Here is a 15,157-nt window from a genome sequence, read left to right on the forward strand (position 1 = left end):
ATCTTCAGTGCCCTCTTCATCCCGCAGGAGTCAAGTGCCTTCCGCTTCAGTACACTGGAGTTATCCGGATCTATACTAAATTAGCAGCGAATATAAAAGAGACCTATTTCAATTCTTTATTCGCATATTCCGTAATCTCTTTCCCTCCAGCAGCCTCCCACTCTTTAACAAACGCATCGAAGTCTTCTAGTGGGCGTTTGCCTGTAATGATGTCTGTGGAGTATTCTTTATAGAGGTTTTCCATTGCATCCCAGTTTGCAATGTACTCTTCCGGTAAAATGAACAGGTTATCCTCCTGATAGAAATCGTTGACAAGCTTCAGTGAAGCTTCGGCTTCTTTGCTTAGGAGCGGCTTTTTCAGCGGCATGTCAGGCGTGAATTCTGACGGCTCCCAGAACCTTGCAAACCACTGCTCGTAATAGGTGTCCGTCAGTTCAATTTCTCCGCCATCTGTGCTGTAATGCTCCCCTTCAAAGCCGAGGCGATCAATCATTTGACCTTTCGGGCCTGCAAGATAATCAAGAATTTTAAAAGCCAGTTCTTTTTTCTCTGATTGGGAAGAAATCGCAACGCCCCGGGCTTCTTTTGTCACATCTGCAGCCCCAAAGCCCTGGCCTTTCCCTTTAGCAGGCGGAAGAACTTTCACTGCCGCTTCGTTTCCGTTCGTCTGCATCATTTTCCCGTTGTATATATCGATGACTTTACCTGCCGTACCAGTAATAACCCCTGCTTCACCATCATAAAATGCCTTTTCTTTCGTATCCCATTCTTTTGTTAAATATTCAGGGTCCAATAGACCTTCTTTGTAGAGTTTCTGATAAAAAGCAAGCTTCTCTTTTTCCTCAGCTGATACTTTGTGATACACAAAGCTTCCATCTTTTTTCAGCCAGGAGGAAGTGAGGCCGAAGGACATATTGAAAATGGCATTCAGCTCTTCAATATCACCCGCCGCGGTAAATGCGTATGAAGGCTTTCCTTCTCCTCCAGGAGGACTCGTTTTCAGTTCTTTGAAAAACGCATAATAATTGTCGATCGTCGGATCCGCCATCAGTGCTTTGGATGAAGCCATTTTGTCAAACCAGTCCCCCCTGATCACCGGCGTTTTTTGGGACAGCGGCTTGATCCAGAGCAAATACGGGTAGTTTTCAAGACGTTTCTCATTCCATGGTTCGAGTTTATCCTTAATGTACTTCGATTTTTCAATATGCGGCGTCAGATCTTCAAGCAGATCCTGATCAGCTATCTGCTGGTCTCCGCCCTGAAAATAAATCATATCCGGTATGTCCCCGCTCATAAGGAGCAGGTTTAATTTTTCAGCGTAGTTGCCCTGCGGCATCTCAACAAGCTCAAATTTCACATCGAGCTTCTCATCTTCTTTCAATCCTTTTTCCAGCGCCTCAAAATACTTAACAGAAGCGGGATTTGACGGGTTTTCATCCTTCATGACAATCCGGATTGTCGTTGAACCGTCTTCATTTTTCTCAGAGGTTTCCGTTTTCTCAGAGCACCCTGCAGCCGTGATAAGCAAAGTTGCAAGGAGTATTAGCAGCCATTTTCTCATCTTCATTCCCCTTTTCAATTTTTAATTAATCTTTCACTCCGCCCTCAAGCGCACCTTTTGCATAAAATTTGAGGATGAAGGGATACATGATCAAAAGCGGCACAATGGCAAGGATGATGGTGCCTGCCTGAAGCGACGCAAAATCAAGGCTTGCGACACTTTTGTATTCAAGCAGGGTCTGTACGCCGACGAGTGAAGCATTGTCCCGTTCCACAACAAACTGCCTGAGAACGAGCTGCAGCGGCCACTTCCCCGGGTCCGTCAAATAAATCGAAGCCCGGAAAAACTCATTCCAGTGAAAAACGGCGTAAAAAAGACCAAGTGTCGCCAGTGCCGGCTTAGACAGCGGCAGCATAATTCTGAAGAAAATATTGATATGCCCGGCCCCGTCCATTCTGGCGGCCTCAAGAATACTTTCAGGCACATCCTCGAAAAATCTCATCATAATAAACAAATAGTAAACATTTATCGCCTTATAAAGAATCAGCGAAAGGTAAGAATCCAGCAGCCCCAGGTCTTTCACCACAAGGTACTCAGGAATAAGACCGGGCTCAAACACCATGATGACGATCAGCAGCACCATAAACAGTCTTCTTCCAACCAGCCTCTTCCTTGTCAGAACATAAGCTGAAAGCGCTGTCAAAAGAAGGTTCAGCAGCGTTCCGGCAGCCGTAATAAAAAGAGAGTTAAACAAGCTCTTCACAATCAGCGGGTTTGAAAGGAGAATCTCATAGTTTACGAGAGAAAAGCCTTTCGGAAGCAGCGAAAGTCCAGTCATTTTATGGGCGTTTTCCGGTGCTGTCAGCGAGAGGGCCAAAAGGTTCAGGATCGGCACAATCATCGTCAGCGTCACAAGAAACAAGCCTGTATACAAAATCACGACCGGCCATTTCTTCGTTTTCATTCTCACCACACTCCCTTTCCGGTCAGGCGTTTGGCGAGAAAATGTGTTCCAAAGATCAGCACAACGCCAATTGCTCCTTTGAAAAGGCTGGCGGCCGTCGCATATGCATACTGACCGTTCAGAATTCCGATCCGGTATACATATGTATCCAAAATATCTACAACACTGATGACTGAGTCATTCATAAAGTTAAATACCTGATCAAAGCCTGCATTCATAAAGAATCCGAGGTTTAAGATGAATACGGTAATGACCGTGCTTTTCATTTCAGGGAGCGTAATATACCTCATCTGCTGCAGTCCGGAGGCCCCGTCCATCTTTGCCGCTTCATAAAGAGAAGGGCTGATTTTCATAATTGCAGCCAGATAAATAATGGAATCCCATCCCGCGCTTCTCCACATTTCGGAAAATACAAGGACCCAGCGGATCTGATCTTTGCTTGTCATATAATCAAGCGAAGGCAGCTGGAAAATATTCCGAATGATATTCACTCCTCCGTCCACCGGATTCAGCAGGCTGATCCAGATGCCTGCAATGACAACCCATGAAAGAAAGTGAGGAAGATAGACAACAGACTGAACATACTTCCGGTAAGAGGCGTGCCTGATTTCATTAATAAGCAGCGACAGAATAATGGGAATCGGAAAAACAAAAATGATTTTCATCGTGCTGATGATGATGGTATTTTTCAGCACAGTGAAAAACGCGGGCGAATCAAATAACACATAAAAATGCTTCAAGCCGACCCACACATTGTCACCGATAATCCGGTAATCCTGAAAGGCGAGCTTCATCCCGATCAGCGGCACAATATGGAAAATACCGAAATATATAAGCGCAGGAAAAAACATTACGTATAAAACCCAGTCCCGCTTAATAAAGGCAAGCTTTTCCCTACTCATTGCTTCTGCCCCTGCTTCTGAATGCCTCCAGTTCTTTTTCCGTCGGCATGCCGCTTTGTGCCCCGTGTTTTTCCACACTCAAGCCTGCTGCAGCTGCGGCAAACTGTACAGCTTCTTTTAACACCAGTCCTTTCGCTGAAGCCGCTGCGAACGCGCCGGCAAATGTATCTCCTGCACCTGTGGAATCAACCGGATTTACTTTTACGGCAGGAATATGAACCGGCTTTTCGCCGTCATGATAGACGACTCCCTGCTCTCCTTTTGTAATAAGCAGCTTATTGGGATATTTCCTTAATGCTTCTTTCTCCGGCATGTTGAAAAGAATGGCGGCTTCGTGCTCGTTTGGCAGAATGCAGGATGTGTTATCAATCAGTGATTTCGGAATGGGAACAGCCGGAGCGGGATTCAGAATGACCGTCTTTCCATATCCGCTGAGTATTTCAGCCGCATACTCTATCGACTCCAGCGGAATTTCCATTGAAAGAAGGATCACATCCGCTTCAAGGATGACCTCCATTTTCTCCTCAAGATAGCTCCTGTCTGTTTTGCTGTTTGCACCGGGAATCACAATAATTCTGTTTTGGCCCAGGCAGCTCTCAATCAGGGCACAGCCTGTAGGAGAATCATTCCGCTTAGCCACATGGCTGGCATCAACATGATTTATATCAAGCTCTGCAAGCAGGGACCTCCCGTGATCGTCGTCTCCAACTGTCCCGAACATCAAGACGTCCGCTCCAAGTCTTCCGGCAGCCGTTGCCTGGTTCGCTCCCTTGCCTCCGGGAAACATGCTGAAGTCTTTGCCGAATACGGTTTCTCCCATCTTTGGCGACACTTCCGTAACGGCGACTAAATCCATATTCAAACTTCCGATAACAGCAATTTTCTTCATCTTTCAATCTCCTAATCTATTTCTAGGTTCATAAGCGGCGCATGCTGCTGGGCACCGTATACATCGCGGTCACAAACCGCCCCCGATGAAGTGTTTCTGTAAAACGTCACTTTAAACCCAAGTGCCTGATCAAAAAAAACAATGCTCTTCAGCTGCTCCTTTTTCAGGAGGTAAAGTCCGCAGATTGTTTCTTTATTAATTTTCCCGGTCTTCTTCACATGATCGTAGGTCACTCTGTCGCTGAATAAAACATCCAGTGTAATCTCAAACGGCCCTGAGTTTTTGCTTCTGAGGATTTTTGCATACTCTCCAAGTGATGTCATAAAACCTCCAGCCGAAAAGGCAGCTCTTTTTCAAGTTTCATAAGATGATAGACGGAAAACTCATAAACAGGTCCAAAATCAATATCACTCGGGGCAAAAGGAAAAGCCAAGTTTCCTGCCGTTGACTTCCTGCCCTCATAGCCAAAATGCAAAAATGTAGAGCGAAGTGACGCGCAAATGCTGCTCGCCATCTCCTGGGTAACAGCGGTCACTTCAAATAGAATGCCAAGCTCATGTCCTGAAAAAACAGCCCGTTCATTTTCACCCAGTACAGCATTTTTGCCGTAGTTGTAAAACTGGATCTGATAGGAGTCAGCAAGTATTTCCTTGTAGTGGCTTAAGACATCCTGTTTTACAGCCTCTTCTACTTCATCGATTTTTTCAATCAGCAGCGGATCGCGGACACCGGCAATCACAAAGGTTCTGTATGCCGTCTTGCGTGCGCCTTCCAGCTTAATCCAGTATTCATTTGAAGGGATGTACCTGCTTCCTGATACTTCTACAATGCCGCTTCCCCCATCATGGAATGTGCACCCGGATAAATCCAGCATAAAACCGGGACCGTGCAGGAGGTATGGGTGGTCTTTTTCATAAAAGGTATGGGCTGCCACACTTGCTGCTGTGCACATCCTGGACGGATTCAATGCCTGTACCGTAAAAGAGTGTTCTTTTATCGTGCCTAAAATGCAGTCTTTCGTGGTTCCTGGTTCTGCACAAAGGGCTCCGCATTCAAGAATTTTTCCAAGGTGATACGAAAGGCCGGGATCCTTTCCAAAAAAGATGCCTGCTGCTGCGTAGACGGATGGATCAAACGCCCTTCCGCAAACAATAATGTCACATCCCTGCTCAAGTGCCCGGACTATAGGTTCATGGCCCATTTGAGCAACAATAGCACTCGTTTCACTGAGCGTTTTCTCTGTTAGATCGGGAACATTCGGACTCATTTTTTTTATACGATTAGCTTCAAAGGCTTCGAAGACAGATTGGTGCTGAATATCAGCCCAAATGACGGCGATTTTCTGCTCAGCGGCTATCTCGTTTATAATTTCATGAACAATCTCAAGCGTCCACTCAACGTGGGGTTTTGCACCTGCACCGCCTGCAGAACCGATGATCAGCGGAATCTTATGATCAACCGCTGCAGCAATCAGCAGCTGCATATCTCTTTTCGCAGCACGCCTTGAAACAATGCCAACTCCCGCGCCAAGCTTATGCGGACCGGCATCTGTTGAACCTGCATCCACTGCAATCACGTGCGGTTTTAAATTCAGTCCATTCAAAAAACTCTCATGCGGAAAACCGTACCCGAGCATGCCGCATGGCGACAGAATTCGTATCTCCCTTTCCATTTCATCCCCCCTTGTCCATCTATTAGGTACTTTCAATATATGTAGACTTCTTCATTGTATGAGTGATACCTGCTTTTGGCGGAAGGAATGCACAGCCCTTATGACTCAGGAAAATACTCCCTTTTTTTACAAATTGTAAAATTCCAGTGTACTTCAGGCGGAATATTCTTTATATTAGGTACCATCATACAAAGGAGGAAAAAAATGAAAAAAATTGTATTCAGTGTCGCAGCCCTCGTCTTCTTGCTCGTGCTCTCGGTCCCTTCTTTTGCCTCGGCGGCTCAAAAATTAATTCAGCCTGTTAACAACGCCTATATCACTGCAGGATATTTAAATGCGAAGTATGAACAGCGATTTGGATTCAAACACTATGGATGGGACCTGACTTCTTCATCAGGCAGCCGGGCTGTATGGGCAAGCGGCAGCGGAACAGTTCTTGCGACAGGCTATGACAACATACTCGGCAATACTGTTATCGTGAAATATCCCGATGCTTATATTCATTCAACAGGCAAGACCAGAGATTTAGTTTTCAGGTATAACCACCTGGATTCAATCGCTGTCTCTAAAGGAGCACGTGTAACGAAAGATTCCAGATTGGGCAACTACGGAAACACCGGAAAGTATTCTACCGGGGCCCACCTGCATTTTGAAATCGACACAGACACGGTTTACTATCAGTACTCTCCAACCCTTGGCTCCAGTTCAAATATCATAAAAGCGGGCACCGCCGGAACTGTCCTGTCACCGCGAAGTGTCCTGTACACAAAAGTGTCTGACCCTGATAACCAAAGTATTTGGATTGTCGGTGACGGCTACCAGTCATCATCTGAAGATGACCTGCCATTTATCAACTGACTGTGGCTTTAATTGGAACTTGCGGCCATTCCGGCTGCAAGTTCTTATACACTTATCTTTTCCTGAACAGAATCATTTCACTCACCCGCTCTTTATCCCGGGAAAACACTCCCACCCACTGCCTTCGCCTCCTCCAACTTTTACACAGAAAAAAGACCCCCTAACCACATACACTATTCATATCTCCTTCAAAGGAGGAATGAATGTGGAGACAGTCGACTACGACAAAGCCTTATACTACACGCACCGCTCGCAGTGGGACAACCTGCTGATCCTGATGGTGCGCACAAAAGATGACCTGCTCTCAAAACGAATCGAGCAGTTCCTGCACGCCTACAACTTTGAAAACAACTACGCAGAAGTCGAAAAGAAACTCTACTCGCTCCTGCGCTATATAGACCACGCCGTCGAAACCGGCCACGAGCACGAAGAGGCGGAATATGCTTATTTGACATAGAAAAGCGGAAGCGCTCGTTTAGCTCCGGGAGTCAGATAAGGAAACAGCGGTAAAGGCGCTTTTTGCCTTTGCCGATGGTTCCGTTCTGACAGAGGAGCTGAGCGCTGGAGCTAGACAACGTGAAAAGCGGAGCCGACCGTTTAGCCCTGACAGGCAGAAAAGAAATCACCGGAAAAGTCCGGGTTTGACTTTTTGGGGGATTTTGTTCTGACGGAAGGGCTGGGAGGCGGAGCCGACCGTTTAGCCCTGACAGGCAGAAAAGAAATCACCGGAAAAGTCCGGGTTTGACTTTTTGGGGGATTTTGTTCTGACGGAAGGGCTGGGAGGCGGAGCTGGACAGTGAGAAAAGCGGAATCGCCCGGTTAGCTCCGAAGGACAGAAAAGGATCCGACGAAAAAAGCCGGGTTTGCTTTTTACGGCGGAGCCGTTCTGGCCGAGGAGTTGGGCGATGAAGCTGGACAATGCAGAAAAGCGGAGCCGACCGTTTAAGTCGGCTAACAATCCAAATTCCGTGCCTAACAATCCAAACAGCACATCTAACAAGCGAAACAACCTGTCTAACAATCCGAATCAGGCGCCTAACCGTCCAACGCATGATTCAAGCTCAGAAGTCAAACAAAAACAGGAGCGGGATCACATCCCTCTCCTGATTATTTTTGTTTCTGTACATAAAATTCTACATACATTTTTAATTCTTCAATCAGCTGATTGACAAGGACGTCAGAGTCTTCAAGCAGCTTTCTGTTTTCGTAGTCAAAGCAAATCGGATCAAGGACAAGCTGCTTTGGAATGGCGTTTGCATACACGCCCCTCATGACAGTTCTCATGTTGTTCAATGCGTTGATGCCGCCCTTTCCGCCCCCTGCAACAGCAATGAGTCCGACTGGTTTGCGGGCAAATTGTCCGCTGCCAAGAAAATCAAGCGCGTTTTTTAAAGCGCCGCTCATCCCGCTGTGGTATTCAGGAGATAAAAGTACGATTCCGTCAGCTGCCTTAACTTTCGCTTTTAGTTCCTGTACTGCTTCAATGGTTTCCTGCTCTTCTTCTCCGTTAAAAAGCGGGAGATTCAGCACGCTTAAATCAATCAGCTCTGCTCCTGATTTTTCTGCGACTGCAGCAGCAGCAAGCCGTGTTCTTCCTTTTTTTCTCGGACTTCCGTTAATAACAAGCAATTTCATTTTCATCTTCCTTTCTTTAGTCCAATCCGTTTTTCACTGCATAGAGCGCAGCCTGCGTCCGGTCTGCAAGCTCAAGCTTAGAAAGTATATTGGATACATGTGTTTTGACTGTTTTTTCTGTAATGTAGAGAGCTGATGCTATTTCTTTGTTGCTTTTGCCTTTTGCAATTTCCTTTAATACATCATTTTCCCGATTGGTAAGCGGTGTCAATGGCTTTTGCTCTTTTTGAATCGTTTGCATCAAGTGGGACATGACGTGGGATGTGACTTTTGGATGAAGCTTGCTTTCCCCGTTAAGCACTTCCCTGATCGTATGGACCAGTTCATCAGGTTCGACATCCTTCAGCTGATAGCCTGATGCACCGGCCTGAATGGCGGGAATGACATGGTCCTGATCGGCATAGCTCGTTAAGATAATAACTTTGATCTCCTGGTTGAACGTGCGGATTTCCTTCGTTGCCTCCACGCCGTCCATAACCGGCATGGAGAGATCCATTAAAATGACATCCGGATTTAAGGAACGGACAAGCTCTACCGCTGCCTGCCCGTTTTCGGCTTCTCCCACAATATCAATGTCTTTTTGTGTTTTAAGAAAAAAATGCAATCCTCTGCGGACGACTTTGTGATCATCTGCTATCAGCAGGCGTATTCCCATTGCCCGTATCCCCCTAAATTGGTAGTCTGATTTCTATTTCGGTTCCTTTTCCGATTTCCGTCCGCACCGCAAAAGATCCTTTCAGCTTATGAGCCCTGTCCTTCATACCCTGAAGACCGAGGGAAGGCAGCAGCAGTTTTTCATGATAGGAAAAACCTGCTCCCTGATCTTTTATGGTCATGGTTACTTCATTTTTGCATCTGAAAATGGAAATGGACGCCTCTTTGACTCCCGAATGTTTTTTACAGTTGTTTAAGGCTTCCTGGCCGATTCGCCACAGCTCTTCTTCTGTGCAGCAAGGCAGAGTCTGGACCCCTTGAATATCTGCATCAAGCTTCAAGCCTAGCACCTTAGCGTAATTCATAAGAGCGGATGCAATGCCGTTTTCAAGTCCCTGAGGTCTGAGCTGCCAGATCAGCGCTCTCATTTCTGCCAGAGCCTCCTGCGAAAGATCCCCTACATATGTAAGCATCTCCTGCATCTGCTCTTCCTCGGTCATTTCTTTTGCCCCTCTGGCCGTCAGCATGATGGAAAAAAGCAGCTGATTAACGGAATCGTGCAGATCCTGCGCAAGTCTGTTCCGCTCTGCAATCAATGCCAGGCGCTGTTCATTCTCTACAAGCTTCATCCGTTTCATGGCTGTTCCAATCTGAAGGGCAACAGCCTCAAGGAGGGCCAGTTCTTCTGATGAAAAATGCGTTTTATTTGGAGAAGCGACGTTTAAAAGTCCGATTTTTTCCTCACCTGTGCGAAGAGGAACAGTCGCATGATGGGTAATGCCGTTTGTATCCCCCCACTCAAATTCCTCCGCATCCTCAAGGCGTTTGCAGTTGATAATATTGGCTGCTTTATTCAGCCTGCCGTCATAAAATTTATCAATGCACCAGCAGTCGCCCTCGCACATCGCCTTTTTCCCGCATGCTTCAAGAGCCTGCGGAAGACAATGATAAGCCGCCAGCCTGTATTGCTTGTCACTGTCTATCAGAAAAATCCAGCCAGTCGCAAGACCTGTCACATCTAAAAGCTTGCCGAGCACATCATCCAGCATCTGAATAAGGTCGTTTGATTGATTAAGCGTCTCAGCAATCGTTTTCAAAGCCTGCAGCTCAAAAATCCTTTTTTCATCTATAGCCATTTTCTCACCCTCATCTGCGTTGTCTATAGAACCAGTATATCAATCTTTTCCCATCTGCTCCCTTGTAAATGTGACTGATTTTGAGTACGACTTTAGATGTAGACACTAGAAAAGCGGAAGCGCTCGTTTAGCTCCGGGAGTCAGATAAGGAAACAGCGGTAAAGGCGCTTTTTGCCTTTGTCGATGGTTCCGTTCTGGCAGAGGAGTTGAGCGCTGGAGCTGGACACCACGAAAAGCGGAGTCGACCGTTTAGGTCCGATCGGCGGAAAAGAAATCACCGGAAAAGTCCGCTTTTGACTTTTTCGGGGATTTTGTTCTGACAGAAGGACTAGGAGGCGCAGCTGGACAATTCGAAAAGCGGAAGCGGCCGTTTAGCTCAGGAAAATACCTCAACCGGATTTGTACCCTCAAAACTTGAAAATCAAAGATTGAGGGTACTTATAAGCTGGATTCGTACCCTCAAAACTTGAAAATCAATAATTGAGAGCACTTGTAAGACAGATAAGTACCCTCAAAACCCAAAAATCAAAAATTGAGGGTACTTATAAGACGGATTCGTACCCCCAAAACTTAAAAATCAAAAATTGAGGGCACTTATAAGACAGATAAGTACCCTCAAAACCCAAAGATCAAAAATTGAGGGCACTTATAAGCTGGATTTGTACCCTCAAAACTTGAAAATCAAAGATTGAGGGTACTTATAAGCTGGATTCGTACCCTCAAAACCCAAAAATCAAAAATTGAGGGCACTTATAAGCCGGATTCGTACCCTCAAAACTTAAAAATCAAAAATTGAGGGCACTTATAAGACAGATAAGTACCCTCAAAACCCAAAGATCAAAAATTGAGGGCACTTATAAGCTGGATTCGTACCCCCAAAACTTAAAAATCAAAAATTGAGGGCACTTGTAAGACAGATAAGTACCCTCAAAACCCAAAGATCAAAAATTGAGGGCACTTATAAGACGGATTCGTACCCCCAAAACTTAAAAATCAAAAATTGAGGGCACTTATAAGACAGATAAGTACCCTCAAACCTCAGAAATCAAAAATTGAGGGCACTTATAAGACAGATAAGTACCCTCAAACCTCAGAAATCCAAAATTGAGGGTACTCAAATGTCGAATTCGTACCCTCAAACCTCAGAAATCCAAAAATTGAGGGTACTCAAATGCCGGATTCGTACCCTCAAACCGCAGAAATAAAATATTGAGTGTACTCAAAATCCGAATTCACACCTAAGAATCCGCAAAAAAAGCCGAAAAGGATAATTCCTTTTCAGCTTTCTGCTTAAATCAATGCATGTACTATTTTCATCAGATCTGAAGATATTTCTTCAAGCTTTTGATCGCTTTCTGACAGGGTTTTTCCTTTTACACCGAAATAGAATTTCGCTTTAGGCTCTGTGCCTGATGGGCGGAGACAGAACCATGAGCCGTCTTCTAGGTAGTATTTCAGGACGTTTGAAGATGGGAGCGTGATTTCTTCTGTTTCGGCAGATGAAATGTTCAACCGGGTTCCCGCTTTGTAATCTTCAACAACTGTTACCTTCAAGCCTGCAAGTGTTTCAGGCGGAGTGCTGCGGAAGGATGCAAGAATTCTCTGGATCTGCTCTGCTCCGTCTTTTCCCTTGAGGGTTAAAGACTCAAGGCCTTCGCGGTAGTAGCCGTACTGTTCAAAAAGATCAAGCAGGCCTTCGTACAGCGTTTTGCCCTGTTTTTTGTAGTAGGCAGCAACTTCTACCCCGAGGATGGCAGCCTGAACGGCATCTTTGTCGCGTGCAAAATCGCCGATCAGATAGCCGTAGCTCTCCTCGTATCCGAACTGGAATGAGTATTGACCTGTTCTTTCATATTCGTTGATTTTTTCTCCGATAAATTTAAATCCTGTAAGCGTGTCAATTGTATCGAGACCGAATGACTCAGCAACGGCACGGCCGATTTCAGAGGTCACGATCGTCTTCAGCACCACGCCGTTTTCAGGAAGAGTGCCTTTTTCTTTTTTCTGGGAAAGCAGGTAGTGAAGCAGGATCGCGCCTGTCTGGTTTCCAGTCAGAACGACGTATTCGCCGTCGAGATTCTTAACGGCTAGGCCGAGGCGGTCTGCATCAGGATCCGTTGCTATTAATAGGTCAGCGTCGTTTTTCTGCCCATACTGAATCGCATATTCAAATGCTGCATGCTCTTCCGGGTTTGGCGATTTTACTGTGCTGAAGTTTGGATCTGGCTGTTCCTGTTCGGCAACGACTGTTACATTCTCATAGCCCAGCGCTTTGAGTCCGCGGCGAACAGGCTTGTTTGCTGTTCCGTGAAGCGGAGTGAAAACGATTTTTAAGTCTGTTTCTTTTGACAGGTCAGGGTTTACCGAAATGGTCACGAGCTTATCTGTATAGGCAGCATCGATTTCTTCCCCGATCATTTTGATGAGGCCGGCTTCTTTCAGTTCAGCTTCATCCTTTACCTCGATGCTCAGTTCATCTTCAATTGAGTTGACCTTCGCAATGACTTCATCTGCGGCAGCAGGCGGCAGCTGTCCGCCGTCTTCGCCGTATACTTTATAGCCGTTATATTCAGGAGGATTGTGGCTTGCTGTTACTACGATGCCGGAAAACGCATTCAAATAGCGGACAGCAAATGAAAGTTCAGGTGTCGGGCGCAGCTCTTCAAAAACATACGTTTGAATGCCGTGGCTTGCAAAAGTCTTTGCTGCCTCCATGGCAAACTCGGGTGATTTGTGGCGTGAATCGTAGGCAATCGCCACTCCGCGCTTTTTGGCTTCTTCACCGAAAGATTCGATATAAAGAGCAAGTCCTTCTGAAGCTTTGCGGACCGTATAGACATTCATGCGGTTTGTGCCTGGACCAATTTCTCCGCGCATTCCGCCCGTCCCAAACTCCAAGTTTTTATAAAAGCAATCCTCGCGCGCCTTGTCGTCGCTCTCCAAACCGGATAAAAGCAGTCTTAATTCTGAATCTAAATCTGTTTTGCTGTTCCAGCGCTGATAGCTTTTTTCAAAACTCATAACGTACCTCCAGTAATTTTATTTATATGTAACTCTTTCTTCATGTTTCAGACAAATCCTGCCTGATTTCGTATGTAAAAAATAGAAATACGTCGATTTCTCCGCTTATTTTAACACATCTTGAGCCTGTCTGACTTTTTATTTCTGTAAAAAAATTTCAATTTCAATATAGTTAAATTTAAGGAAAGCATAAAGAAAAACTGCAGCCGTATCGGGCTGCAGCTTCAACTGTTAATTCGCTTTTCTTACTTCATCAGGTACGACTGCATCATGAATTTGCTTTTCAAGAATGCTTGTGTGAGTTTGTTTTTGCTCAGGAGTCCACTTCAGTTTATCAGCCATGTAAATAATGACCGCATCTTTGTATTGCTTCGCCCAGTTTATGTCGAAATACACAGCACCTGTTCGTCTCACAAAGAAGTCTGAAGGAGTCGCCGTCATTTCCTCTGACATGCTGTAATCAATTTCAGCAAGGACGTAAACCGGGAGTCCGTATTGATCAGCCTCAGATTTTAATGCTTCCACTCTTTCGAAAAGCGCATCTGCATTTGATCCGTATCTTCTTGAAAGATGCTTTGCCTGCATTTCAGTCAGGCCAAGGGACATTCCCTGCTGCGTTTTTGTTTTAACAAACGTTTCAAGGCTTCCAGAACCTCCAACGTGCCCTCCGGAGATAGGCATATTACGCGTTTTGCACGGACCGAAATCTTTCATTCCTGCTGCTTTGAAATCCTTCACAATCATATCGATGATGTGCTCTGCCATTTTTCTGTAGCCTGTCAGCTTGCCGCCGGCGATCGTCATGAGACCTGTTTCAGACGTCCAGATTTCATCTTTTCTGGAGATCTCAGACGGATCTTTTCCATCTTCATGGATAAGAGGACGGATACCGGCCCAGCTTGATTCGGCATCTTCTGCTTTAATATTCAGATCAGGGAACATGTAGTTGATTGACTCAATAACATAGTCCCTGTCCTTCACTGTCATGCGCGGGTTTTTAGGATCTTCTTTGTAAACAGTATCTGTAGTGCCGACATACGTTTTGCCGTCACGCGGGATGGCAAAAACCATGCGCTTATCCGGCGTATCAAAATAGATGGCCTGCTTAAGCGGGAACTTGCTCTGGTCAAACACGAGATGAATTCCTTTTGTCATCTGCAGGGATTTGCCTGTTTTTGATTTGTCCATCTCTCTCAATGTATCAACCCACGGACCTGCAGCATTGATGACTCTTTTTGCGTAGACATCATATTGTTTCCCTGAAATCGTATCAACTAAATGAACGCCTACTACTTTTCCTTTTTCGTAAATGAAGCCTTCCACTTTTGCATAGTTGACGGCATCTGCGCCAAATCGCGCCGCTTCTTTGATCACTTCAATCGTCAGTCTAGCGTCATCTGTGCGGTATTCAACGTAGTACCCTCCGCCTTTAAGCCCCTCTTTTTTAACTAATGGCTCTTTAGCAAGAGTATCTTTCGCACTCAGCATTTTTCTTCTTTCGCCGCGTTTGACGGCTGCAAGGAAATCGTACACGCGCAACCCGATGGAGGTTGAGAACGGTCCGAATGTTCCACCTTTGTGCATCGGAAGAAGCATCCACTCAGGCGTTGTGACATGCGGTCCATTTTCGTATACGATGGCTCTTTCTTTTCCCACATCAGCAACCATTTTCACTTCAAACTGCTTTAAGTAGCGCAGTCCTCCATGCACGAGCTTAGTTGATCTGCTTGATGTTCCTGCTGCAAAGTCCTGCATTTCTGCAAGGGCAATTTTCATTCCTCTGGAAGCCGCGTCGAGCGCAATTCCTGAACCTGTTATACCGCCGCCGATTACAAATACATCATATGTTTCCTGTGTCATTTTATTTAAAAGATCGTGTCGTTTATCGCTTGAAAAAGTCATAGTTAGTACCTCCTATTATTTTC

The 15,157-nt window shown here is 45.6% G+C and carries 13 protein-coding genes; 2 read left to right on the forward strand and 11 right to left on the reverse strand.

What is annotated here, in order from left to right:
* Positions 1-103 precede the first annotated feature (103 nt).
* From MHB63_04920 to MHB63_04945, 6 genes are read right to left on the reverse strand one after another with little or no spacing between them, the layout of a single operon-like run.
* Positions 104-1,561, reverse strand: coding sequence for an extracellular solute-binding protein (locus MHB63_04920; protein ID MEK3805936.1), 1,458 nt, complete (start codon positions 1,559-1,561; stop codon positions 104-106).
* Between the two features lie 25 nt (positions 1,562-1,586).
* The gene (locus MHB63_04925) at positions 1,587-2,465 is read right to left on the reverse strand and encodes a carbohydrate ABC transporter permease (GenBank protein MEK3805937.1); all 879 of its coding nucleotides are present in this window, start codon (positions 2,463-2,465) and stop codon (positions 1,587-1,589) included.
* Between the two features lie 2 nt (positions 2,466-2,467).
* Positions 2,468-3,367: an ABC transporter permease subunit gene (locus MHB63_04930; protein MEK3805938.1), complete on the reverse strand. Its 900-nt coding sequence runs from the start codon at positions 3,365-3,367 to the stop codon at positions 2,468-2,470.
* Complete coding sequence (gene rbsK / locus MHB63_04935; GenBank protein MEK3805939.1) at positions 3,360-4,256, reverse strand: ribokinase; 897 nt, start codon at positions 4,254-4,256, stop codon at positions 3,360-3,362. Before rbsK ends, MHB63_04930 begins: the two co-directional genes overlap by 8 nt.
* 11 nt (positions 4,257-4,267) lie before the next feature.
* Positions 4,268-4,579 carry a DUF4387 domain-containing protein gene (locus MHB63_04940; GenBank protein ID MEK3805940.1) on the reverse strand — a complete coding sequence of 104 codons (312 nt, stop codon included), beginning with the start codon at positions 4,577-4,579 and terminating at the stop codon, positions 4,268-4,270.
* Positions 4,576-5,928: an acyclic terpene utilization AtuA family protein gene (locus MHB63_04945; GenBank protein MEK3805941.1), complete on the reverse strand. Its 1,353-nt coding sequence runs from the start codon at positions 5,926-5,928 to the stop codon at positions 4,576-4,578. The genes MHB63_04940 and MHB63_04945 overlap by 4 nt, the downstream gene beginning before the upstream one ends.
* Before the next feature lie 204 nt (positions 5,929-6,132).
* On the opposite strand from MHB63_04945, the gene MHB63_04950 reads away from it, so the two are divergent.
* Positions 6,133-6,786 (forward strand): M23 family metallopeptidase, encoded by a 654-nt coding sequence (locus MHB63_04950; protein ID MEK3805942.1) that lies wholly within the window; start codon positions 6,133-6,135, stop codon positions 6,784-6,786.
* A 205-nt stretch (positions 6,787-6,991) separates the two neighbouring features.
* The gene (locus tag MHB63_04955) at positions 6,992-7,243 is read left to right on the forward strand and encodes a YhdB family protein (GenBank protein ID MEK3805943.1); all 252 of its coding nucleotides are present in this window, start codon (positions 6,992-6,994) and stop codon (positions 7,241-7,243) included.
* A gap of 650 nt (positions 7,244-7,893) precedes the next feature.
* Here MHB63_04955 and MHB63_04960 read toward each other — a convergent pair.
* The 5 genes from MHB63_04960 to MHB63_04980 all read right to left on the reverse strand — a co-directional run bounded on the left by MHB63_04960 (position 7,894) and on the right by MHB63_04980 (position 15,134).
* On the reverse strand, positions 7,894-8,421 hold the full coding sequence (locus tag MHB63_04960) for an NADPH-dependent FMN reductase (GenBank protein MEK3805944.1): 528 nt from the start codon (positions 8,419-8,421) through the stop codon (positions 7,894-7,896).
* A 16-nt stretch (positions 8,422-8,437) separates the two neighbouring features.
* Positions 8,438-9,076, reverse strand: a complete 639-nt coding sequence (locus MHB63_04965) for a response regulator transcription factor (protein ID MEK3805945.1) — start codon at positions 9,074-9,076, stop codon at positions 8,438-8,440.
* Between the two features lie 13 nt (positions 9,077-9,089).
* Positions 9,090-10,211, reverse strand: a complete 1,122-nt coding sequence (locus tag MHB63_04970) for a GAF domain-containing sensor histidine kinase (GenBank protein MEK3805946.1) — start codon at positions 10,209-10,211, stop codon at positions 9,090-9,092.
* A gap of 1,290 nt (positions 10,212-11,501) precedes the next feature.
* A complete protein-coding gene (locus MHB63_04975) occupies positions 11,502-13,232 on the reverse strand; it encodes a phospho-sugar mutase (GenBank protein MEK3805947.1) in 1,731 nt (576 codons plus the stop codon).
* A gap of 231 nt (positions 13,233-13,463) precedes the next feature.
* Positions 13,464-15,134, reverse strand: a complete 1,671-nt coding sequence (locus MHB63_04980; protein ID MEK3805948.1) for a glycerol-3-phosphate dehydrogenase/oxidase — start codon at positions 15,132-15,134, stop codon at positions 13,464-13,466.
* Positions 15,135-15,157: the final 23 nt, after the last annotated feature.

Source organism: Bacillus sp. FSL H8-0547 (genome assembly GCA_038002745.1).
In the GTDB taxonomy this organism is placed as follows: domain Bacteria; phylum Bacillota; class Bacilli; order Bacillales; family Bacillaceae; genus Bacillus_P.

Bases quoted from the DNA above. Each gene is read 5' to 3' on its own strand.
- MHB63_04950 (MEK3805942.1), top strand. From the start codon at position 6,133: ATGAAAAAAATTGTATTCAGTGTCGCAGCCCTCGTCTTCTTGCTCGTG.
- MHB63_04980 (MEK3805948.1), bottom strand. From the start codon at position 15,134: ATGACTTTTTCAAGCGATAAACGACACGATCTTTTAAATAAAATGACA.
- rbsK (MEK3805939.1), bottom strand. From the start codon at position 4,256: ATGAAGAAAATTGCTGTTATCGGAAGTTTGAATATGGATTTAGTCGCC.
- MHB63_04920 (MEK3805936.1), bottom strand. From the start codon at position 1,561: ATGAGAAAATGGCTGCTAATACTCCTTGCAACTTTGCTTATCACGGCT.
- MHB63_04945 (MEK3805941.1), bottom strand. From the start codon at position 5,928: ATGGAAAGGGAGATACGAATTCTGTCGCCATGCGGCATGCTCGGGTAC.
- MHB63_04965 (MEK3805945.1), bottom strand. From the start codon at position 9,076: ATGGGAATACGCCTGCTGATAGCAGATGATCACAAAGTCGTCCGCAGA.
- MHB63_04975 (MEK3805947.1), bottom strand. From the start codon at position 13,232: ATGAGTTTTGAAAAAAGCTATCAGCGCTGGAACAGCAAAACAGATTTA.
- MHB63_04960 (MEK3805944.1), bottom strand. From the start codon at position 8,421: ATGAAATTGCTTGTTATTAACGGAAGTCCGAGAAAAAAAGGAAGAACA.
- MHB63_04940 (MEK3805940.1), bottom strand. From the start codon at position 4,579: ATGACATCACTTGGAGAGTATGCAAAAATCCTCAGAAGCAAAAACTCA.
- MHB63_04930 (MEK3805938.1), bottom strand. From the start codon at position 3,367: ATGAGTAGGGAAAAGCTTGCCTTTATTAAGCGGGACTGGGTTTTATAC.
- MHB63_04925 (MEK3805937.1), bottom strand. From the start codon at position 2,465: ATGAAAACGAAGAAATGGCCGGTCGTGATTTTGTATACAGGCTTGTTT.
- MHB63_04970 (MEK3805946.1), bottom strand. From the start codon at position 10,211: ATGGCTATAGATGAAAAAAGGATTTTTGAGCTGCAGGCTTTGAAAACG.